Source organism: Microbacterium sp. NPDC055442 (assembly GCF_053644215.1).
In genome coordinates this window covers 366761-387579 of the sequence record NZ_JBSHLF010000003.1, presented here as the reverse complement: position 1 = coordinate 387579, position 20819 = coordinate 366761, and the positions used below count along the sequence as shown (strand labels likewise).

The 20819-nt window shown below is 71.1% G+C and carries 18 protein-coding genes; 8 read left to right on the top strand and 10 right to left on the bottom strand.

The annotated features are described in order from the left end of the window. Positions 1 to 146 precede the first annotated feature (146 nt). Together ACWIBS_RS09120 and pyrE are read right to left on the bottom strand one after the other, a co-directional pair. Positions 147 to 3830: a phosphodiester glycosidase family protein gene (locus ACWIBS_RS09120; RefSeq protein ID WP_376126924.1), complete on the bottom strand. Its 3684-nt coding sequence runs from the start codon at positions 3828 to 3830 to the stop codon at positions 147 to 149. A 157-nt stretch (positions 3831 to 3987) separates the two neighbouring features. Then, entirely contained in the window at positions 3988 to 4566 is a 579-nt protein-coding gene (pyrE, locus tag ACWIBS_RS09115; RefSeq protein ID WP_376126926.1) for an orotate phosphoribosyltransferase, read from the bottom strand. A gap of 41 nt (positions 4567 to 4607) precedes the next feature. On the opposite strand from pyrE, the gene ACWIBS_RS09110 reads away from it, so the two are divergent. The 3 genes from ACWIBS_RS09110 to ACWIBS_RS09100 all read left to right on the top strand — a co-directional run bounded on the left by ACWIBS_RS09110 (position 4608) and on the right by ACWIBS_RS09100 (position 7515). Next, positions 4608 to 5447 carry an exodeoxyribonuclease III gene (locus ACWIBS_RS09110; RefSeq protein WP_376126928.1) on the top strand — a complete coding sequence of 280 codons (840 nt, stop codon included), beginning with the start codon at positions 4608 to 4610 and terminating at the stop codon, positions 5445 to 5447. A gap of 155 nt (positions 5448 to 5602) precedes the next feature. Next, the gene (locus ACWIBS_RS09105; protein ID WP_376126930.1) at positions 5603 to 6859 is read left to right on the top strand and encodes a sensor histidine kinase; all 1257 of its coding nucleotides are present in this window, start codon (positions 5603 to 5605) and stop codon (positions 6857 to 6859) included. Next, the gene (locus ACWIBS_RS09100) at positions 6856 to 7515 is read left to right on the top strand and encodes a response regulator (protein WP_376126931.1); all 660 of its coding nucleotides are present in this window, start codon (positions 6856 to 6858) and stop codon (positions 7513 to 7515) included. Before ACWIBS_RS09105 ends, ACWIBS_RS09100 begins: the two co-directional genes overlap by 4 nt. A 121-nt stretch (positions 7516 to 7636) precedes the next feature. Here ACWIBS_RS09100 and ACWIBS_RS09095 read toward each other — a convergent pair whose 3' ends face one another. Next, positions 7637 to 8206: an NADPH-dependent FMN reductase gene (locus ACWIBS_RS09095; protein ID WP_376126933.1), complete on the bottom strand. Its 570-nt coding sequence runs from the start codon at positions 8204 to 8206 to the stop codon at positions 7637 to 7639. A 219-nt stretch (positions 8207 to 8425) separates the two neighbouring features. On the opposite strand from ACWIBS_RS09095, the gene ACWIBS_RS09090 reads away from it, so the two are divergent. Together ACWIBS_RS09090 and ACWIBS_RS09085 are read left to right on the top strand one after the other, a co-directional pair. Beyond that, complete coding sequence (locus ACWIBS_RS09090) at positions 8426 to 9310, top strand: ABC transporter ATP-binding protein (protein WP_376126935.1); 885 nt, start codon at positions 8426 to 8428, stop codon at positions 9308 to 9310. Further along, entirely contained in the window at positions 9307 to 10425 is a 1119-nt protein-coding gene (locus ACWIBS_RS09085; RefSeq protein WP_376126937.1) for an ABC transporter permease, read from the top strand. The genes ACWIBS_RS09090 and ACWIBS_RS09085 overlap by 4 nt, the downstream gene beginning before the upstream one ends. A 92-nt stretch (positions 10426 to 10517) precedes the next feature. Here the strand turns inward: ACWIBS_RS09085 and ACWIBS_RS09080 are convergent, their stop codons facing one another. Further along, a complete protein-coding gene (locus ACWIBS_RS09080) occupies positions 10518 to 10904 on the bottom strand; it encodes a VOC family protein (protein ID WP_376126938.1) in 387 nt (128 codons plus the stop codon). A 39-nt stretch (positions 10905 to 10943) separates the two neighbouring features. Then, complete coding sequence (rraA, locus tag ACWIBS_RS09075; RefSeq protein WP_376126940.1) at positions 10944 to 11411, bottom strand: ribonuclease E activity regulator RraA; 468 nt, start codon at positions 11409 to 11411, stop codon at positions 10944 to 10946. A gap of 120 nt (positions 11412 to 11531) precedes the next feature. On the opposite strand from rraA, the gene ACWIBS_RS09070 reads away from it, so the two are divergent. The 3 genes from ACWIBS_RS09070 to ACWIBS_RS09060 are packed head-to-tail and all read left to right on the top strand — an operon-like array spanning position 11532 to position 14501. After that, positions 11532 to 12677, top strand: coding sequence for a type III polyketide synthase (locus tag ACWIBS_RS09070; RefSeq protein WP_376126942.1), 1146 nt, complete (start codon positions 11532 to 11534; stop codon positions 12675 to 12677). A gap of 44 nt (positions 12678 to 12721) precedes the next feature. After that, positions 12722 to 13369 (top strand): methyltransferase domain-containing protein, encoded by a 648-nt coding sequence (locus ACWIBS_RS09065; RefSeq protein WP_376127058.1) that lies wholly within the window; start codon positions 12722 to 12724, stop codon positions 13367 to 13369. Then, the gene (locus tag ACWIBS_RS09060) at positions 13362 to 14501 is read left to right on the top strand and encodes an FAD-dependent oxidoreductase (RefSeq protein WP_376126943.1); all 1140 of its coding nucleotides are present in this window, start codon (positions 13362 to 13364) and stop codon (positions 14499 to 14501) included. Before ACWIBS_RS09065 ends, ACWIBS_RS09060 begins: the two co-directional genes overlap by 8 nt. A 5-nt stretch (positions 14502 to 14506) precedes the next feature. Here the strand turns inward: ACWIBS_RS09060 and ACWIBS_RS09055 are convergent, their stop codons facing one another. From ACWIBS_RS09055 to ACWIBS_RS09035, 5 genes are all read right to left on the bottom strand, one after another. Next, the gene (locus ACWIBS_RS09055; protein ID WP_376126945.1) at positions 14507 to 15349 is read right to left on the bottom strand and encodes a UbiA family prenyltransferase; all 843 of its coding nucleotides are present in this window, start codon (positions 15347 to 15349) and stop codon (positions 14507 to 14509) included. Positions 15350 to 15527: 178 nt separating this feature from the next. Then, complete coding sequence (locus tag ACWIBS_RS09050) at positions 15528 to 15995, bottom strand: hypothetical protein (protein ID WP_376126946.1); 468 nt, start codon at positions 15993 to 15995, stop codon at positions 15528 to 15530. 131 nt (positions 15996 to 16126) lie between these two features. Then, the gene (locus ACWIBS_RS09045) at positions 16127 to 18316 is read right to left on the bottom strand and encodes an ATP-dependent Clp protease ATP-binding subunit (protein WP_376126948.1); all 2190 of its coding nucleotides are present in this window, start codon (positions 18314 to 18316) and stop codon (positions 16127 to 16129) included. 83 nt (positions 18317 to 18399) lie between these two features. Next, positions 18400 to 19389 carry a GlxA family transcriptional regulator gene (locus ACWIBS_RS09040; RefSeq protein ID WP_376126950.1) on the bottom strand — a complete coding sequence of 330 codons (990 nt, stop codon included), beginning with the start codon at positions 19387 to 19389 and terminating at the stop codon, positions 18400 to 18402. A 205-nt stretch (positions 19390 to 19594) separates the two neighbouring features. Then, positions 19595 to 20812, bottom strand: coding sequence for a glycosyltransferase (locus ACWIBS_RS09035; protein WP_376126952.1), 1218 nt, complete (start codon positions 20810 to 20812; stop codon positions 19595 to 19597). Positions 20813 to 20819 lie beyond the last annotated feature (7 nt).

The following is a 20819-nucleotide window of genomic DNA, read 5'->3' as shown; positions in this document are numbered from 1 at the left end:
CTGGGCACGCTCATCGCCTTCGTCTGGCAGTGGTGGCACGGCCGCGACGACGACGAGGACTGACCGGGCGCCGATCGCGCACGACGAACGATGACCCCCGGAGATCGCGGGAACTGCGCGTCTCCCGGGGGCCATCGTTCGTCCGGCTACTCGGTCGGCGCCGCCGGGTAGGCAGCCGTCTTGGTCACCGTGACGGGAGCCCCGTCGACCTCGCCGGTCACCGTCACCTCGACCTCGCCCGCGGCCACGAAGGCCGAGCGCGAGTTGAGCGAGACCGAGACGGTCTTGCCCGGTGCCACGTTCGAGAACGTCTTGCCTCCGAAGGCCGAGCCGACGGTCACATCGAGAGGAGCGGCCTCGTCGTTGGTGACCGACACCGACACGTACTGCCTGCCGCCGAGCGTGCGTGTCACGGCCGACACCGACACGTCCAGATCCGCGACGACCTCGATCTGCGCCGTCGCGGTCTCGCCGTTGACGGTGACCGCGATCTGCGCGTCGCCGACGGCGAGCGCCGAGACCGTGCCGTCACGGGGATCGACGGCGACGATCGTTCCGGCCGGCGCATCCTCGGCCGCGCCGATGTGAACGCCCTCGCCACCCCACCGGCTCGAGACCGGCCAGGCCACGGGCACGGTGCGCGCACCCTCGTCCTGCGCGAACTCGGCCGAGATCTCCGCAGCCCCGCCGAGGCCGAGCGTGCCGGGTGCATCGACGGTGAGTCCGCCCTCGTCCACGCGCGGCTTCGTCTCGACCTCGAGCCAGGCGTCGGTCGCGTCGCGCCAGGTGCCCTGATCCGGGTCGATGCCCAGCATCGTCCAGCCGGTGAACCCGCCGTCGGCGGGCGTGGAGGCCGGGCTCTTGCCCGAGTTCCCGTTGACGACGTACGGGACACCGTCGACGCTCGACGCGTGGAATGCGCCGACGTGGCCGGCGATGTACGCCGCGGACTTGCCGGACTCGGCGCGGAACTGCTGGATCCAGTCATCCACGAGGGCCGCCTCGTTCCGATCGCTCAGCTGGCTGCCCTTGGTCGGCAGCGGGTCGTTCGTCGGCATGTGCGAGACGACGAGCACGCCCGTGACGGCGGAGTCGGATGCCGCGGCATCCAGCTGCTGACGCAGCATCTGCACCTGGGCGAACTCGGTGGCGAGCTTGCCGCTGGCGGAGTTCAGCATGATGAGCCGCGTGCCGTCGATGTCGACCGTGCGGTTCGTCTCGCCGAACGCCGCACGGAAGTTGTCGATGGACGCGCCCATGATCTCGTGGTTGCCCGGCAGGTAGAACCAGGGGAAGTCGACGTCCGCGAGCTCCTCGTCGAGGATCCGCTTCGCCAGCTCGAAGTCGGCCGCGGATGCCTCGTCGACGAAGTCGCCGTTGAGGAGCATGACGTCGGGCTCGGCCGCGACGATTTCGCGCAGCGCGTCGCGCGCCCCCTGCACGGCGCCGCTGTCGGGATCGCGGGCGACGAACTGCGCGTCCGAGACGACGGCGACGCGGAGCGCGTCGTCATCCGTCTCACCGGCGTCGACGACGATCGGATCCTCTGCGCGCCCGAGCGCAGGCGACTGCGTGCCCTCGGGGGGCAGGTAGGCGTAGATCTTCGAGAACTCGAGCGAACCCGTGTACTGCTTGGCGGCGACCGTCTCGAGCACGCGGATGCGCTCGAGCTTGAGCGGGAAGGCGAACGTCTCGGGCACGAGGAAGTCGACACGCTCCCAGCCGGTCCACGTCGCGTGCAGCGACTGCGATCCGCCGGGGCCGTCGATCCAGTTGCGCACGCCGTTGGCCTGCATGACCTGCAGCCGCAGCAGCGAGCCGTTGCCGTCGCCCTTGATCCACACCGACAGCTTCTGTGGGATGCCGGGGATGTCGATGCCGCCGGAGCCGCCCGTCACGGCGCCCGGGGCGACGGCGTAGCGACCGCGCGTGCCCGTCGACTCCGTGAAGTCGTAGTCGATCCGGATGCTGGGGTCGCCGTCGTGGCCTTCACCCGGCGCGATGCCGCCCGTCGGCGCACGGTCGTGCGCGGTCGTCCAGCCCTCGATCGTGCTGAAGTCGTCGATGAGGCGCACCTCGAGCGGCACCGCGACGGCGACCTCGGTGCGCTCGCCGGCGACCTCGAACGCGAGCGTCGTGGTTCCGACGTCGCCGATCGCGGTCACCTGGAAGCGGCCGTCGGCGGTCGGTTCGACCGAGAACGTCTCGGGCGCGGGGTTGACCACCGTGACATCGCGCGCCTCGATCGGCGCGGCGAAGCCCTGCGGGTCGTGACCGGTGAGGGTGACGACGGCCGTCGCGTCCTTCGCCTCGAGGTTGATGGTCGTCAGGTCGGTCGTGATCCGGTCGAGGTCACCGAGCACCTGAGCTTCGGCGGAGCCGTCCGCCGCACCCGTCCGCGCCGTGACGGTGGTCTCGCCGGGGCTCACGCCATGCACGACGCCGTCCGCGACGGTCGCGATCGCGGAATCGGCCGAGGCCCACTCCCCGACGGACGCGGCGACCGCCGTGCCCGCCTCGTCGTGTCCGTGGGCGCTCAGCGTGCGCGAGAGACCGGGGAACACCCGCAGGCCGCCCACGCCGGCGAGCGCCGGCTCGAGCCGGTACCCGGCGAGTACGCCGGAGCTCGGCTGCGCGAGGAAGAACCCCAGGCCGTCGCCGTCGTGACGCTCGAAGCCGTCGGACGGCGTGTTGACGATGCGCGACGTCCGCTGTCCGGAGTCGCGCACGTTCATCTGGCTCGAGCCGCCGCCGTCGGCGTTGGTCGCGTCGTGCGCGCCGAGGTCCTTCATGAACCGGCCCTGCTCTGTCAGCGTCATGCCGCGCGCGATCGCGCTGCGGCCGTCCAGCTGCACGAAGTACGCCGTCGCGCCGTCCTGGCTGAAGCCCACCATGGTGCGCGGGTGCAGGTCGGGGTTGCCCGCGTCGACGACGACACCGTCGCGCAGGATCCGGTGCCACGCACCGCCGGCTTCGCGCACGTCGAGTGCACCGGCGTCGATCGAGTACGCGATGTCGGCGGCGTCACCCGGCTCGAGGGAACGCAGGACCGCGGCCTCTGGCCCGTCGGCCTTCGTGACGAGCGCGCGGACGCCGGGCTCGAGCGTGCCCGCCCCCGGAGCCTCCGAGACCGACAGCACCGTGTCGTCGGCGCCGATGAGCACCTCGACGCCCGCCGCGCCGTTGAGGGCGCGGGCGCGCGAGAAGGCGCCCCACTGCGACGTGTACAGGCCGACGCCGCCGTCGAGCGCGAAGGTGTTGATGCCGCGGATCGCGACGCTCTGCTCGCCGAACCCGGCCGCGCCGACCAGCAGCAGGTTCGCGAGCGAGCCGAGGCCGTTCTCGTCGATGACGATCGACGCCGAGGCATCCGGATTGCCGCTCTTGATCAGCTCTCCGCCGCTCACGCCCCACCCCGCGGCGGCGTTGGAGTTGTTGATGTCGAACCGGTCGAGGTTGACGCCCGCGATCGCGCCGGAGCCGTCGACGAGCTCGGTGACGGTGGCGCCGGGGCCCGACACGGTCTCGGGCGTGAGGTAGCCGACCCGCACGGTGTCCTCGCTCAGCTCGGCCCGCAGGATGTCGACCTGCTGCCAGCCGGTCGCGTCGAGGCGCTCGTAGGCCACGTGCACGAGTCCCGGAGCGACGTCGGTGCGCTGCAGATCGTTGATGACGGCGGTGCCGCCGGAGTCGAGGTTCATGCCATCGACGTAGACCGGCTCGAGTGGCGCGGCGTGGACGGGCGAGGGCACGACGGCGACGGTCAGCGCGAGCGCTGCGACCGCTGCCGCGATGCCTCCGGGCCACGTCCTCTGGGAAATGCGGGACACGGAGTGCTCCTTCGGGGGAATCACGGGTATGCCGAAGGATCGATCGATCCCGGGCCTCTCGATCGTGGAGGCGCTCGGTGAACCGGTCGTGCCCGCGCGGTTGCGCGCCGGCTAACGCGCGTCTTCGCGACGCGTCATCTCGGTGTGCTATGCCGCGCTACTGCGGCTCGAGCCCCAGGTCGTCGAGGTCGACGGCGGCGAGCCACGTCAGCCCTTCGGCTTCGATCGCGGCCTGGGCGCCGGTCTTGCGGTCAACGATGACGGCGACGGCGACGGGCTCGGCGCCCTCTCGGCGCAGCGCCTCGACGGCCGCGAGCGCGGACTGACCCGTCGTCGAGGTGTCCTCGACGACGACGACGCGCTTGCCCACGACATCCGCGCCCTCGACCTGACGACCCCGGCCGTGGTCCTTGGGCTCCTTGCGCACGACGAACGCGTCGAGCGGGCGGGGGGTGCGGACGGATTCGTGCATGACGGCGTTCGCGATCGGGTCTGCACCCAGGGTCAGCCCGCCGATCGCGACGATCCCGTCCACATCGCGGATGAGATCGAGCATGATGCGACCGATCGCCGGCGCCGCGCGGTGGTCGAGGGTGAGCTTGCGCATGTCGACGTAATACGTCGCCTGCTTGCCGCTCGAGAGCGTGAAGTCGCCGTGGAAGACCGCCTCGTCCTCGATGAGGGCGATGAGGTACTGGCGGTCGGCTTCGAGTTCGGGTGTGGACGCGACGGTCATGGATGAGAGTCTAGGGAACCACTCGTCTTAGGCTGGAACCCATGCGCCTGGCCACCTGGAACGTGAACTCCATCCGCGCCCGCGTCGACCGGATCGTCGACTTCGCGGTGCGCGAGCATATCGATGTCCTCGCGATGCAGGAGATCAAGTGCAAGGTCGAGCAGTTCCCGTTCGCGGCCTTCGAAGACGCCGGATTCCACGTCGAGGCGCACGGGTTCTCGCAGTGGAACGGGGTCGCGATCGCGAGCCGCGAGCCGATCGAGGACGTGCGCACATCGTTCCCCGGCATGCCCGGCTTCGAGAAGGGCTACGAGGGTCCGGATGCACCGCACGAGGCGCGCGCGCTCGGCGCGACCATCAGCGGTGTCGAGGTGTGGAGCCTGTACGTGCCCAACGGGCGTGCGCTCGGCGACCCGCACTACTACTACAAGCTCGACTGGCTCGCCCAGCTCGCCGGATACACGCGCGACGCGCTGGCACGGAACCCCGACCTCGCGCTCGCCCTCACCGGCGACTTCAACATCGCCCCGACCGACGCCGACAACGGCGTCCCCGAGATCGTGCAGGGGTTCTCGACGCACGTCTCCGCTCCCGAACGCGAGGCGTTCGCGGCGATCGAGGCCGCCGGCGTGCAGGACGTCGTGCGTCCGCTCGTGCCGACGGGCTTCACCTACTGGGACTACAAGCAGCTGCGGTTCCCCCGCAATCAGGGCATGCGGATCGACTTCATCCTCGGCTCGCACGCCTTCGCCGACGCCGTCGCCGGTGCGGCGATTCACCGCGATGAGCGCAAGGGTCAGGCCCCGTCGGATCACGTCCCCGTCGTGGTCGATCTCGACCTCACCGGTCCCGACGACGACGATCGGCCGATGATCTTCTAGATCCGGAACGACGCGGCGAATCGCTCGAGCAGCGCGGCATCCCCGGGCGGGACCAGCTGATCGACGATGAGGTGCGTGCGGGCTACGGGTCGCCCATCGCCCGGATCCCTCTCGCGGGGGAGGTCGCGGCCTCTGCTGCCGCGTAGCGTGGACGCATGGCCACACCCGAAGCGTCCACCGGCGTGCGCCCGCCCCTGTCGCCGGGCGACCTTCGCACGGATGCGTGGCTGGCCGCCGGGCTGCTCGTCGCCGGCATCCTCAGCACGGCCCTCGGCTCGGTGGCCGGGGTCTACGGGACAGACTCGCCGCCCCTCGCGTGGGGCCTCCTTTACGCCCTGGCGCTGGCGGCGCCCCTGGCGCTGCGCCGGCGCTTTCCCGAGATCGTGGTGCTCGTCGTCGCGGCCGCGTTCTTCGTCGGTGTCACGGTGCAGATCCCCGAGCTCTACGTGGGCAACGTCGCCATCTTCATCGCGATGTACACCGTCGGCGCCTGGGTCGAGAACCGGCGCCGGGCGACGATCGTGCGCGTCGTCGTCATCGTCGCGATGTTCGTGTGGCTGCTCGTGACGATGTTCCAGGCCGCGACGGCCCCCGCCGACGAGGGCCTGTCGCGCGTGGGACTGTTCTCGCCGTTCGTCGCCTTCATGCTCATGCAGCTGCTCATCAACGCCGCGTTCTTCGGCGGCGCGTACTACATGGGCGATCGCGCGTACGCCGCGGCGCGGGAACGCGCCGCGCTCGAGGAGCGCACCCGCGAACTCGAAGCCGAGCGCGAGGTCACCGCGGCGCAAGCCGTCGCGCTCGACCGCGTGCGCATCGCGCGCGAACTGCACGACGTCGTCGCGCACCACGTGTCGGCGATGGGCGTGCAGGCAGGAGCCGCGCGGGCCGTTCTCGACCGCGATCCGGATGCCACGCGCGCGGCCCTCGTCACGGTCGAGGAATCCGCCCGCTCGGCGCTCGGCGAACTGCGCCACCTGCTCGAGACGCTGCGCACGTCACCCGGCGACACCCCCGACGCCTCGACGCTGAGCCTCGACGCGCTCGCCGACCTCGTGGTGCACGCGAACGAGAACGGCCTGCCCACGACCCTCACGGTCGTCGGCGACGCCGTCGCGCTGCCCGACGTGACGCAGGTGAACGTCTACCGCATCGCGCAGGAAGCGCTCACGAACGTCCGCCGTCACGCCGGACCGGATGCCACCGCCGACGTGCGCCTGCGCTACAGCCCGGACACGGTCGAACTCGAAGTCGCCAACACGGGGCGGGGGTCGGCCCTCATCGCGCCGGGTCTCGGACTCGTCGGCATGCGCGAGCGTGCGGCCGCGTCGGGCGGTACGCTCGAGTACGGTCCCCGCAGCCGTGGCGGGTTCCTCGTGCGGGCGCACCTGCCGACCGGGGCCGTCTCGTGATCGGCGTGCTGCTCGTCGATGACCACGCCGTCATGCGCGCGGGGTTCCGGATGATCCTCGAAGCAGCCGGCGACATCCGGGTCGTCGGTGAGGCCGCAGACGGCGTCGAAGCTGTGGCCGCGGCATCCGCTCTTCGTCCTGATGTGATCTGCATGGACGTGCAGATGCCCACGATGGACGGCCTCGAGGCGACGCGGCGCATCGTCGCGGATGCCGCCGTCGACGCCGCCGTCGTGATCGTGACGACGTTCGACCGCGACGACTACCTGTTCGCGGCGCTGAGCGCCGGGTCGAGCGGGTTCCTTCTGAAGAACGCGGGGCCCGAGGAGCTCGTCTCAGCCGTGCGGGTGGCCGCCGCCGGCGATGCGCTGCTCGCCCCCGAGGTGACGAAGCGGGTGATCGAGCGCTTCGCGTCGGCGGCCGATCCGGCTGCCGCCGCGGCGCCGGAGCCCGAGGTGCATGCGGAGGGGTTGACCGAACGCGAAGGCGAGGTGCTGCGGCTCGTCGCGCAGGCGATGAGCAACGCCGAGATCGCCGCACGGCTCTACATCGGCGAGGCGACCGTCAAGACGCACGTGTCGAACGTGCTGCAGAAGCTCGGCGCCCGCGACCGGGTCGCCGCCGTCGTCTACGCCCACCGCCACGGCCTCACCTGAACCCGCCCCGAAGACCACTGGCCGCGAGACTGCATCCGACGGCCGAAACAGCGGGTGAACCCCGCAGTCTCGGCGCGCGGATGCGGTCTCGCGGCCAATCAACCAGTCAGTGCCGACGCGCTCAGGCGGCGACGGCGACGCGCGCGTAGCGGTCGACGAGGGCGTTGAACGCCTCGAGGTAGCTCACGAGGAACTCGGCGGTCTGGTCGTTGGTGACCTCGCCGTCCTCGGTGAACAGGCCGGGGAGCGACTGCACGTAACCCTCGGGCTGGCCGAGGGTCGGAGCGTTGTAGTGGCTCAGGATGGCCTTCAGGTGCTGCTGCGCCGCGGCGGTCGCGATGCCGCCGCCGGACGTGCCGATGACGGCGGCCGGCTTGCCGTCGAACGAAGCCTGACCCCAGGGGCGCGCGGCCCAGTCGAGGGCGTTCTTGAGCACGCCGGGGATCGAGCGGCTGTATTCGGGCGTGACGATGATGACACCGTCGACCTCGTCGATCGCCTTCTTGAAGTCCAGCGCGACCTGCGGGTAGTCCGCGTCGTGGTCGGGTGAGTAGAAGGGCAGATCCGCGATCGGGATCTCGACGAGCGTCGTGCCCTCGGGAGCGAGACGCTCCAGCGCCTTGGCGAGGCGACGGTTGATCGAGGTCGACGAGATGCTGCCGACGATGTAGCCGATGGTCCGATCGGTCATAGCGGGATTCCTCCGTGAAAAAAGAAAGGCGTCCCCGGCGGGGACCACCGTGGACGTTCCACAGACAGCCAACCAGACATCGACCTCGTTCTATTCCCGCGCATGAAGAATTTCGCCCGCTCCTCCTTCGGGGGGAGCGGCAAGACCCACCCGCCGGGGGAGGTCGCCGCCGCGACCGATCCGTAGCGTTGATGTCGTTCGACGATCGAAAGGCGGATCATGCTGAGCCTCAGCGGCATCACCAAGAGCTACGGCACACGCCGTGTGCTCGACGACATCACGTTCGACGTGCGCCCAGGCCGGCTCACGGGATTCGTCGGCGGGAACGGCGCCGGCAAGACGACGACGATGCGCATCATCCTCGGAGTCCTCGCGAAGGACGACGGCACCGTGTCTCTCGACGGCGCCGAGCTGACGGCATCCGATCGTCGCTCGTTCGGCTACATGCCCGAAGAGCGCGGGCTCTATCCGAAGATGAAGGTGCTCGAGCACATCGTGTACCTCGCGCGCCTGCACGGCTTCTCGAAGACGGATGCCGCGGCCCGCGCGCGCGCCCTGCTCGAAGAGCTGGGGCTCGGCGAGCGCCTCGAAGACAACGTCGAGACGCTTTCGCTGGGCAACCAGCAGCGCGCCCAGATCGCGGCGGCGCTCGTGCACGACCCGAAGGTGCTGATCCTCGACGAGCCCTTCTCGGGCCTGGACCCGCTCGCGGTCGACGTCGTCGCGAACGTGCTGCAGCAGCGCGCCGCGGCGGGAGCGTCGGTGCTCTTCTCGTCGCACCAGCTCGACGTCGTCGAGCGCCTGTGCGACGACCTCGTCATCATCGCCGGCGGCGCGATCCGTGCGTCCGGTGCCCGCGACGCGCTGCGCGCCGAGCACTCCACGCGCCGCTTCGAGCTGGTCTCGGCCGGCGACGCGGGGTGGCTCCGCGACGAGCCGGGCGTCGAGGTGCTCGACTTCGACGGCGGGTACGCCGTGTTCGACGCCGACTCCGACGAGACCGCCCAGCGGGTCCTGCGCCGCGCCGTCGCCGAGGGTGATGTCGCGAGCTTCGCCCCGCAGCATCCGTCTCTCGCCCAGATCTTCAAGGAGGTCATCCAGTGACCACGCAGACACCCGCCCGCCGCACGGCGGCCGTCACCGCACCCAGCTTCGCGCAGAGCACGTGGCTCGTCGCCGAGCGTGAGATCGGCTCGAAGGTGCGCAGCAAGTCGTTCATCATCTCGTTCGCGATCCTGTTCGCGATCGCACTCGCCGGTGTGCTGTGGGCCGGCTTCGCCGCGAGCAGCGGCGGGGGCACGCCCGTCGCCGTGACGGCCGACGCGCAGCCGCACCTGCCCCCGACGACGGGGCTGGAGGTGACCGAGGTCGCCGACCGCGCCGCGGCGGAAGACCTCGTGCGCGCCGGCGATGTCGACGTCGCCCTCGTGGGCGATGCGTCGTCCCCCGTCGGGTTCGTCGTGATCGCCGAGAACGACGTGTCGTCGACGCTGCTGCTCGGACTGTCGGTGCCGCCGCCTGTCGAGCTGCTCGACCCCGAGAACGCACCCAACTTCCTCGGCTACATCGCGGCGATCGGCTTCGGGGTCATCTTCCTGTTCTCGGCGCAGCTGTTCGGTGCGACGATCGCGCAGTCGGTCGTCGAAGAGAAGCAGACGCGCGTAGTCGAACTGCTCATCTCGGCGATCCCCGTGCGCGCGCTTCTGGCGGGCAAGGTCATCGGAAACACGATCCTCGCGATGGCGCAGCTGCTGATCCTGGCGGCGATCGCGGTCGTAGGACTGACGATCACGGGGCAGACCGAGTTGCTGCAGGGGCTCGGAGCACCGATCGCCTGGTTCGCGATCTTCTTCCTCTTCGGGTTCATCCTGCTCGCCGCGCTGTTCGCCGCGGCCGCGGCGATGGTGTCGCGTCAGGAGGACATCGGCTCGACCACGACGCCGCTGATGTTCCTGATCATGGCGCCGTACTTCCTGGTGATCTTCTTCTGGAACAACCCCATCGTGTTGTCGGTCATGTCGTACGTGCCGTTCTCGGCGCCGATCGGCATGCCCATGCGGATGTTCCTGGGCTGGGCCGAGTGGTGGGAGCCGCTGCTCTCGCTCGCGATCCTGCTCGTGACCTGCATCGCGGCGATCCTCGTGGGCGCGAAGATCTACCAGAACTCGCTCCTGCGCATGGGCGCCCGCGTCAAGCTCACCGAGGCCCTGCGCGGCTGACCCTTTGACGGCGAGACTGCAACGGCCCGCCGAGACCGTGGGTATCACCCGCAGTCTCGGCGTGCCGTTGCAGTCTCGCCGTCAGGGGCGGGCTAGTCCTCGAGCACGGCCAGGACGTTGCCGGCCGGGTCGCGGAACCAGGCGATCGGCGGCCCGCCCTCCCCGCGGACGATGCCCTTGGCATCGGAGGGGAACTTGTCGTCGCCGTAGATCTTCGTCTGCACGCCCTTCGCGATGAGCGCGTCGACGGCCGACTCGATGTCACCGACGGGGAAGTTCAGGATCGTGAAGCTCGCCGGCGTGTGGTTCGGCTTCGCATAGACGAGGATGCTGCCGCCCGAGCCGAGCCGCAGCTCGAGGAATCCCATCTCGTTGTCGCGCACGTCCAGACCGAGAGTGTCGCGGTAGAACGAGCGGGCCGCATCGATGTCGTCGACGGAGAAGCCGCTGAAGGCGCCGTCTGTCGTGAATCCGGTCATGCTGACAGCATCCGCCCGTTTCCACCCCGTGTCGAGGGGCTACTTCTCGACGAGGACGCCGTCGGCGTCGGCCCAGACGTGCTTGCCGGGGGCGAAGACGACGCCGCCCACCGTGACGTGCACGTCGACCTCGCCGACGCCGACCTTGGCGCTCTTGCGCGGATTGGAGCCGAGCGCCTTGACGCCGAGATCGAGGCCCGCGAGCGCTTCACGGTCGCGGATCGCGCCGTGCACGATGAGCCCCGACCACCCGTTCTCGACCGCGGATGCCGCGATGAGGTCGCCGACGAGCGCCGATTCGAGCGAGCCGGCCCCGTCGATCACGAGGACGGCACCGTCACCGGGTGTCGCCAGGAGCTCCTTGACCAGGGCGTTGTCACGGTGGCAGCGGATCGTGCGCACGGGGCCGTCGAACGCCGCGCGCCCGCCGAGGTCCTGGAACTGCAGCGGGAGCGAGTCGAGCTCGTCGCCGCGGTCGTCGTAAAGGTCTGCGGTCGCGATCGTCATACCCGCCACGCTACGCGGATCGCCGCATCCGGTCGAGGAATCGACGCGCGGCACAATAGACGCCTTCCCCGGCATGCGCCAGGGAGCGCGCCGAGGACGGCATCCGGCATATCCTGAACCATGCTTCCCAGCATCCTGTCCATCGGCACCGCGGTCCCGCGGACCCTTCTCGCGAAGGATGCCGTGCGCGATCTGTTCGCGAGCCAACCCGGCCTCGACCGTCGCGCGCGGCGGCTCATCCATGCCGCGTTCGGCGCCTCCGCGATCGACACGCGTCACACCGTGCTGCCCGATCTCGCGGGCGAACCCGCGAGCGGACTGCCCGTCGTGGCCGCGGACGGCGCACTGCTCGCTCCGCCGACGGGTGCACGCAACGACGAGTACCGCCGGAGCGCGCCCGCGCTCTTCGCCGCGGCATCCGCCTCCGCGATCACGCGCGCGGGCCTCAGCGCCCGCCGCATCACGCACGTCGTGACGGTCTCGTGCACGGGCCTGTATGCGCCGGGACCCGACATCGAGCTCGTGCGCGACCTGTCGCTCGATCCGGGGGTGCAGCGCTACCACCTCGGCTTCATCGGCTGTGCCGCCGCGCTTCCCGCGCTGCGCCTCGCGGGCCACATCGCGGCGAGCGACCCCGCGGCGATCGTGCTCGTCGCGACCGCCGAGCTGTGCTCGCTGCACCTGCGCAGCTCGTCCGACCCCGAGCAGATCGTCGCGGCGTCGGTCTTCGCCGACGGCGCCGCCGCCGCGATCGTGACGGCCGACCCGGCATACGAGGCCGCCGAACGCCTCGAGCTCGACGGCTTCCAGACCCAGCTGCTCCCCGACGGCGAGAAGGAGATGCAGTGGACCATCGGCGACACGGGGTTCGAGATGACGCTGACGGCGCAGGTTCCCCGTCTCGTCGGGGCGCACGCGCACTCGTCGCTGCCCGCCCTGCTGGCCGCGGACGGCATCGACGCGTGGGCGGTGCATCCAGGCGGGCGCAGCATCCTCGATCGCGTCGAAGAGGCGCTCGGCGCGCCGCCTGACGCGCTGCGGGCCTCGCGCGACGTGCTGCGCCACTACGGCAACATGTCGAGCTCGACGATCCTGTTCGTCCTCGATGAACTGTGGTCACGGGACACCGCCGACGGCGCGCGCATCGGCGCGATGGCGTTCGGCCCCGGACTCACGGTCGAGGCTGCCCGGCTCGTGCGGCACGCGGCGCGTGTCGATACCCCGGCGGTGACCGCGATGCGCGACCTCGAGACGGTGGCCGGGTGACGGTGGTCGACCTCCGTCGGCGGGACCGGGACGTCCGCGAGCTCATGGACGACCCGGCGTGCGACCCGCGACGGCTCGCCGCGACCTACGCGCGCTTCGGGATCGTGAACCGGCTCGTCTCCGGCTGGGGGCGGGTGTATCGCGACCGGCTCCGGCCGGCGCTTCGCGCGCTCGATCGGCCCGCCCGGGTCCTCGACCTCGGATCGGGCGGCGGCGACCTGCTCGGCCGCCTCGCGCGGCTCGCCCGCGCCGACGGGCTGAGCGTCGAATGGGTCGGCGCCGATCCCGACGCGCGGGCGATCGCGGCATCCCGCGCCGCACCCGGCATCGCGCACGTGCGGGCGACCTCCGGCGATCTGCGTCGCGCGGGAGAGCGCTTCGACGCCGTCGTCTCCAACCACGTGCTGCACCACCTCTCCGACGACGAGCTGCAGCGTTTCGCGGGCGACTCGCTCGCCCTGTCGTCGGGGATCGTCCTGCACGCCGACATCGCGCGCAGTCGCCGCGCCTACGGTCTCTTCGCCGTCGGCATCACGCCGCTCGCGCCGGGCACGTTCCTGCGCACCGACGGGCTGCGCTCGATCCGGCGCAGCTACACCCGGTCCGAGCTGCAGAGCGCACTGGGCGCGCCGTGGCAGGTCGAGTCGCCCGCCGCGTTCCGGCTGCTCGCAGTCGGTGACGGGCGTGGCTGACGTCGTCGTCGTGGGAGCCGGTCCCGTCGGCCTGCTGCTCGCGGGCGAACTCACCCGACGCGGCGTCGACGTCGAGGTGCTCGAACAGCGGGCTTCGGCGTCGTCCGGATCGCGGGCCATCGGGGTGCATCCCCCCGCGCTGGCCGCGCTCGAGGCCGGCGGTGTCACCGAGCGTCTCCTCGGCGACGCGACACGGGTGAAGCGCGGCGAGGCTCGCTCGGGTGATCGCCTCCTCGGCGTCGTGCGCTTCGATCGGATCCCGGCGCGCTTCCCCTTCGTCGCGACGCTTCCGCAGTCGGCGACCGAGGCCGCACTCGCCGCGCGCACCCCGGCTCCGGTGCGCGGTTCTCGTGTGACCGCGGTGCTCCCCCGCGGTGACCGGGTGCTCGTGCGCTCGAGCGTCGACGGCCGCACCGTCGAGCGCGAACCGCGGATCGTCGTCGTGGCGACGGGTGCCGGCGGTCGCGACCTCGTCTTCCGGCAGAGCGCCGCGCGCGTGCACGCGTACCCCGACCGGTACGTGATGGCGGATGCCGCGGCCCCCGGTCCGCCGGATGTCGCCGTCGTGCACCTCGACGCGGGCGGTGTGCTGGAGTCGTTCCCGCTGCCCGGTGGCCGGCGCCGCTTCGTCGCGTCGGACGCCGCCGACGCCGACCCCGAGCCCGGGGCCCGTCTCACGCGCCTGCGGGCCGCGGTGGCGGCGCGCGGGCTCGACACGACGGACATCACCGCGGCGACGGGATTCGGCGTGCGGCGGTTCGTCGCGCCGCGGCTGCGCAACGAACGGGTGCTCGTCATCGGCGACGCCGCGCACGAAGTGAGCCCCATCGGCGGTCAGGGCATGAATCTCGGCTTCCTCGACGCGGCGACGCTCGCGCCGCTCCTCGCGGAGTGGATGCACGCGGGCATCGCGCCCGACGCCGGCCTCGCCCGGTGGGAGCGCCGGCGCGTGGCATCCGCTCGCACCGCCGCGCGGCTCGCCGCCGCGAACACCGCCGTCGGCAGGTCGCTCGGCCGCGCCGACGCCGTGCGGCGCGGCGGGGTGCGCGCGATGCTCGCGCCCCCGCTGCGCCCCGTGCTCGCGCGGACGTACGCGATGGGCTTGGACCGCGACGCGCGGTCCTTCGGCTGAGCCGCTCAGCCCGACAGCGCCGACCCCGAAGCGACGAGCTGCGCCGCGAGCAGGAGTGCCGCGAGCATGACGAGGCGGAAAAGGATGCGCGCCGGCGGCCTCACGAGCGCGCGGAGCACCGTCGCGGCCGCGACGACGAGCACTCCCGCGAAGAACACCCACGACAGCGGTGCGACGGCGGCCGGATCGCCCGCCGCCGGGCCGAGCAGCACGGCGACGGCTCCCCCGCTCACGGCCACGGCTGCGAGGACGGCCGACCAGCGCGGGCCGATCCGGTGCGGGAGCCCTCGCACGCCCGTGCGCGCGTCGTCGTCGAGGTCAGGCAGCACGTTCGTGAGGTGAACGGCGACACCGAAGGCGGCTCCGGCGATCCACGCCCATCCCGCGGCGAAGGTCGGCTCAGGCGCCGAGAGCGGCGCGAGCGAGGGGAAGACGCCGAAGCTCACGATGAACGGCACGACCGAGACGGCGGTCGCCTTGAGGCCGGCGTTGTACGACCAGCCCGAGCCGAGCAGGAGAGCGTGAGCTGCCAGCATCCGCCAGTCGAGAGCTGCGGACAGCACCAGGGCGATGACGAGGGTGCCGGATGCCGCGACCCACGCGGCTCGAAGGCTCACGTCGCCGCGGGCGAGGGGCTTGTCGGTGCGGCCGACGGCGCGATCACGGGCCGCGTCGAGCGCGTCGTTGGAGATGCCGATCGACAGTTGCCCTGCGAACACCGCGAGCGTCAGCAGCGCGAGGCGCCACGGGTCGAGCGAGACGGCGAGCCCGAGGGCGAGCGCGAGGGCGCTCACGACGAGCGTCGGCCCGGGGTGGGACGATCCCCACAGTCCTCGCACGACGCCCACGCTCGATACTCTCACGCCCCCGGCACCCACCCCGCGAGCCCGCCCTCACCCGCGCGCCCGCCCTTACCCGCGAGACTGCAACGGGAGGCCGAGACCGTGGGGTTCACCCGCAGTCTCGGCGTGCCGTTGCGGTCTCGCGGTCACAGGCCCGGTCACAGGCCCGGTCAAGGACGAGCGGTCAGCGGGTCTGGCGGCGGCCGCGGATGATGCCGGCGATAGCGAAGGCGAGCGCGGCCACCAGTGCCACGAAGCCGACGAGGGCGGCGATGAGAGCGATGAGGTTCGAGGCGTCGTCCGACACGGCGTCGCCCGTCCACACCGTGAGAGCCGAGCCCGGTTCACCGTCATCTCCGCCGTCGACGAGCGTGAGGGCGAACACGACGAGCGCGACCCACAGCACCCATGTCGCCGCCGAATACACCACGCGCGTCGCCTTCGCGGCACGCACCTCGCGGTCGAACAGGGTCAGCACGGGCGGCACGTACAGCGCGACGATCCCGAAGAGGCCGAACCAGATGCCGATCACCATCATCCAACCCAGCGGCGAGCCGACGAGGCCGCGCCCGATGACGACGAACAGGGGCAGGAGGAGCGCGAGTATCCACTGCGCGACGAACACGAAACGGCCGGAGGGTGCGATATGCATCCCCCGACCGTATCGGCTCCCGCGAGACTGCATCGGCACCGCGAGACGTCGGGGTTTACCCGCTGTCTCGGCGTGCCGATGCAGTCTCGCGGTCAGGGGTCACGGGCACGGGCCGGGGCCGGAGGTCGAGGTCAGTCCTCGACCAGCTCGGCGTCGACGATGTCCTCGGGCGCCCGCGACGGCTCGGTGCTCGTCAGCACGAGCGCGGAGCCGTCGGCGGCGACGTCGACCCGGACGGTGTCCCCGTCGCGGGCCCCGCCGCCCAGGATCGCCATCGCGAGACGGTCCTGGATCTCGGACTGGATGAGCCGGCGCAGCGGCCGCGCTCCGAAGAGCGGGTCGTACCCGCGCTCGGCGAGCCACGCGCGCGCATCCGGCGTCACGGCGAGCGTCAGACGGCGGTCCTTGAGGCGCCGCTGCAGCGCGTCGACCGACAGCTCGACGATCTGCGCGAGATCGTCCTCGGTGAGGGCGTGGAACACGACGGTGTCATCGAGCCGGTTGACGAACTCCGGGCGGAACGCCTGACGCACCAGCGCCAGAACCTGCTCGCGCTTCTGCTCGGTCGTCAGGGCGGGATCGATCAGGATGGGCGAGCCGAGGTTCGACGTCAGGATCAGGATGACGTTCGTGAAGTCGACCGTCCGGCCCTGGCCGTCGGTCAGGCGCCCGTCGTCCATGACCTGCAGCAGCACGTCGAAGACTTCGGGGTGGGCCTTCTCGACCTCGTCGAGCAGCACGACCGAGTACGGACGCCGGCGCACCGCCTCGGTCAGCTGGCCGCCCTGCTCGTAGCCGACGTACCCCGGAGGGGCGCCGACGAGCCGCGAGACCGAGTGCTTCTCGCCGTACTCCGACATGTCGATGCGCACCATGGCGTGCTCGTCGTCGAAGAGGAACTCGGCCAGCGCCTTGGCGAGCTCCGTCTTGCCGACGCCGGTGGGCCCGAGGAACAGGAATGATCCGGTCGGCCGCTGCGGGTCGCTGATGCCGGCGCGCGAGCGGCGCACGGCGTCGGCGACGGTCTTGACGGCGTCCTTCTGCCCGATGAGCCGTTTGCCCAGCTCACGCTCGAGGTGCAGCAGCTTCTCGGTCTCGCCCTGCAGCAGGCGCCCGACCGGGATGCCCGTCCACGCCGCGATGACCTTCGCGATGTCCTCTTCGGTCACCTGGTCGCCGACCATCCGGTCGTCGCTGCTCTCGGCCTTCTCGGCGTCGATGAGCTTGCGCTCGAGCGCGGGGATGTCGGCGTAGAGCAGCCGCGATGCCCGCTCGAGATTGCCCTCGCGCTGTGCGCGGTCGGCCTCGATGCGAGCAGCATCCAGCTGGGTCTTCAGATCGCCGACGAGGTTGAGCGATGCGCGCTCCTGCTCCCACCGGTTCTGCAGCTCGCCGAGGCGCTCCTGCTCGGTCGCGAGCGTTGCGCGCAGCGTCGCGAGACGTTCCTTCGACGCGTCGTCCTTCTCGCGCTTGAGCGCCATCTCCTCGAGCTTGAGCCGGTCGACATGCCGGCGCAGCTCGTCGATCACGAGGGGGGCCGAGTCGATCTCCATGCGCAGCCGCGAGGCGGCTTCGTCGATGAGGTCGATCGCCTTGTCGGGCAGCTGCCGCGACGGGATGTAGCGATTCGACAGGGATGCCGCGGCCACGAGCGCGCCGTCGGCGATCGCGACCTTGTGGTGCGCCTCATAGCGCTCCTTGAGCCCGCGCAGGATCGCGATCGTGTCCTCGACGCTGGGTTCGCCGACGTAGACCTGCTGGAAGCGGCGCTCGAGCGCGGCATCCTTCTCGATGAATTCGCGGTATTCATTGAGCGTCGTGGCGCCGATGAGTCGCAGCTCACCGCGCGCGAGCATCGGCTTGAGCATGTTGGATGCCGCGACCGATCCTTCGCCGCCGCCCGCGCCCATCAGCACGTGCAGCTCGTCGATGAAGGTGATGACCTGTCCTTCGGACTCGGTGATCTCTTTGAGGACGCTCTTGAGGCGCTCTTCGAACTGACCGCGGTACATCGCGCCGGCGACGAGGGCGGACATGTCGAGGCTGATGAGCTCCTTGCCCTTCAGCGACTCGGCGACGTCGCCCGCGACGATGCGCTGGGCGAGACCTTCGACGACGGCGGTCTTGCCGACGCCGGGCTCACCGATGAGGACGGGGTTGTTCTTGGTGCGCCGGGTCAGCACCTGGCTGACGCGGCGGATCTCGCTGTCCCGCCCGATGACGGGGTCGAGCTTGCCCTGACGGGCGCGGTCGGTGAGGTTGATCCCGAACTGTTCGAGGGCGCTCTGCTCCTCCTGCCCGGGCTGGGGCTGTGCGTTCATTCGTGCTCCTGAAGTCTGAGCGACTCAAGGTTGAGCCGTGTTGACTCAAGTTTAGCGCAGGAGCCTTCGTGGCGGCAAGAGGGTCAGGCGACGGGGTCGAGCATCGCGGCATCCGCCATCTGGCGCGTGCAGCTGAATCGATCGCGATAGGCGGTCGGGGTCGTGCCGAGCACACGAGCGAAGTTCTGCCGCAGGACGGCGGCCGAACCGAACCCGCTCTCGTCGGCGACGCGGTCAAGGCCGAGCTCCGTCGTCTCGAGCAGCCGCTGCGCGTGCATGATCCGCTGCCGCGCGAGCCAGGCGGCGGGAGTCGCCCCGAAGTCCGCCTTGAACCTCCGCGCGAACGTGCGCGGCGACATGTGCGCCCTCGCGGCGAGCTGATCGACCGTCAGGTCGAGTCGCAGATTGTCGAGCATCCAATCGCTCACGGGCGCGAGCGACAGCGACGTCGTCGCGGGCAGCGGCCGATCGATGAACTGCGCCTGCCCGCCGTCGCGCTGCGGCGGCACGACCATGCGCCGCGCGATCTTGTTCGCCAGTTCCGCGCCGATCTCCTGCCGCAGCAGGTGCAGGCATGCGTCGATCCCCGCGGCGGTGCCGGCGCTCGTGATGATGCGGCCGTCCTGCACGTAGAGCACGTCGGGATCGACGTCGACAGCGGGATACATCCGAGCCATGGCGTCGGCGTACATCCAGTGGGTCGTCGCTCTGCGCCCGTCGAGCACGCCGGCCGCGCCGAGGATGAACGAGCCGCTGCACACGCTCAGCACCCACGCATCGCGGGCGACGGCATGGCGCACGACATCGAGCACGCGCTCATCGGCGTGACGCCAGGAGGCGCGGGGGGTCGGCGAGACGACCACGAGGTCGGCCTCGTATGCGAACGCGAGATCCAGATCGACGTTGATCGAGAACCCGATCTTCGACACCACGATGCCGGGATCGGGCGTCACGATGCGGAAGTCGAAGTTCGGGATGCCGTCCTCGGAGCGGTCGAGCCCGAAGGCCTCGCACGCGAGACCGAACTCGAAGGGCGCGAAGCCCGGCTGGACGATGACGGCAACGGTCTTCATGGCGCTCCAGGTGGCAGTATTCGTGCGACAGGTGACCATCCTGCCACTCGCAGCAGTTCGAGCGCAAGCGTAGGTTTCCTGCCATGATCCTTCTCGCTGCCATCATCACCGTCACGACGTTGGCGATCATCGGCACGGTCACGGTCGTCGCGCACGACGGCTATCGCCAGGTGCCGACCGATCCCCGCCGTCTCCCCTGAACCGGTCAGGCGCGCACGCGGCCGTAGACCTCGACCATCGCCGCGGTGCGCGACGACTGGCGGAAGCGCTCGCGGATACCGGGGTCGGGCTGCACCGCCGATCCCGCCGCGATGTCGCCCGCGGCCTGCCGCAGAGCCGCCGCCAGCGCGCCGACCGAGGCGTCCGCGACCGCGGGCGGTGCGTCGACGTCGCCCCCGACGGCCCAGAACCCGGTTCCGAGCTCGCGCGCGAGGTCGGGGTCGCTCACGACCGCCGGCGTGCCGAGCGACGCGGCCTCGAAGATCGTCATGCCCTGCGTCTCGAAGCCGATCGAGGTCTGCACGACCGCGTCGGCGGCCTGGATCCGGCGCAGCGTCCGGGCGTACGGCATCGGGCCCGAGAAGACGACGGATGCTGCCGGCGCCAGCCTGTCGACGAGGCGGCGGGCAGCGCCCAGCTGACCGCCGCCGCCGATGATCTCGACCTCGGCGTGCACGTCCGCCCGTCCGAGGGCCTCGAGGAACGGCAGGAGCCGCTTCTCGGGGCTCATGCGTCCGAGCCACACGAACCGCGGCGGCCCGGGCTCGCGCTCGGGCGCCGTCGCGGCGAGCACGCCGTCGAGAAGGTCGTCGTCGATGCCGTTCCACACGACGTCGACGTCGGCGAAGACGCCGTGCCGCTCGAGCCGCTCGGCGAAGTGGTGCGACGGGGCCGTGACCGCCTGGGCACCCGCCGCCAGCCGCCGCAAGTACGCCCACCCGTCACGTCCGGGCGTCGGCACACCGAGGGTCCGCCTGCTCCACGCGTTGAGCGCACCCAGCACCAGCCCGGGGAGGGGCGCCGTCGCCTCGATGCCGACGTCGACCCGGTTGTGCATCGTGTGCACGACCGGAAGACGGTGGCGCTGCGCGAAGCGATACCCGATGAACGCACCCCAGAAATCGGCCTGCACGTGCACGACATCGACGGGAGGACGACCCGCGAACGCGGCATCCACTCGGCGATCGGTCCGCCGTCCGGGCCACGCCATGGAGTACTCCCGGTCCACCGTGATGGGGATCGACGGCAGATCGACGTAGCCGGTGTCGAAGGGCGTCGCTCGCGCACGCGGCCCGTGCATCGCGGGAGCGACCACCGTCACGGTGTGTCCGGCCTTCTCGAGGAACCGCCGCTGCAGGCGCATCGACACCTGTGCTCCGCCGAGGGTCTCGACGTGCTGATCGCCGAACATCACGACGTGCACGAGCGCG

Bases quoted from the DNA above. Each gene is read 5' to 3' on its own strand.
- pyrE (WP_376126926.1), bottom strand. From the start codon at position 4,566: ATGACCGTCGCGTCCACACCCGAACTCGAAGCCGACCGCCAGTACCTC.
- ACWIBS_RS09110 (WP_376126928.1), top strand. From the start codon at position 4,608: ATGCGCCTGGCCACCTGGAACGTGAACTCCATCCGCGCCCGCGTCGAC.
- ACWIBS_RS09105 (WP_376126930.1), top strand. From the start codon at position 5,603: ATGGCCACACCCGAAGCGTCCACCGGCGTGCGCCCGCCCCTGTCGCCG.
- ACWIBS_RS09095 (WP_376126933.1), bottom strand. From the start codon at position 8,206: ATGACCGATCGGACCATCGGCTACATCGTCGGCAGCATCTCGTCGACC.
- ACWIBS_RS09090 (WP_376126935.1), top strand. From the start codon at position 8,426: ATGCTGAGCCTCAGCGGCATCACCAAGAGCTACGGCACACGCCGTGTG.
- ACWIBS_RS09080 (WP_376126938.1), bottom strand. From the start codon at position 10,904: ATGACCGGATTCACGACAGACGGCGCCTTCAGCGGCTTCTCCGTCGAC.
- rraA (WP_376126940.1), bottom strand. From the start codon at position 11,411: ATGACGATCGCGACCGCAGACCTTTACGACGACCGCGGCGACGAGCTC.
- ACWIBS_RS09070 (WP_376126942.1), top strand. From the start codon at position 11,532: ATGCTTCCCAGCATCCTGTCCATCGGCACCGCGGTCCCGCGGACCCTT.
- ACWIBS_RS09065 (WP_376127058.1), top strand. From the start codon at position 12,722: ATGGACGACCCGGCGTGCGACCCGCGACGGCTCGCCGCGACCTACGCG.
- ACWIBS_RS09050 (WP_376126946.1), bottom strand. From the start codon at position 15,995: ATGCATATCGCACCCTCCGGCCGTTTCGTGTTCGTCGCGCAGTGGATA.
- ACWIBS_RS09045 (WP_376126948.1), bottom strand. From the start codon at position 18,316: ATGAACGCACAGCCCCAGCCCGGGCAGGAGGAGCAGAGCGCCCTCGAA.
- ACWIBS_RS09040 (WP_376126950.1), bottom strand. From the start codon at position 19,389: ATGAAGACCGTTGCCGTCATCGTCCAGCCGGGCTTCGCGCCCTTCGAG.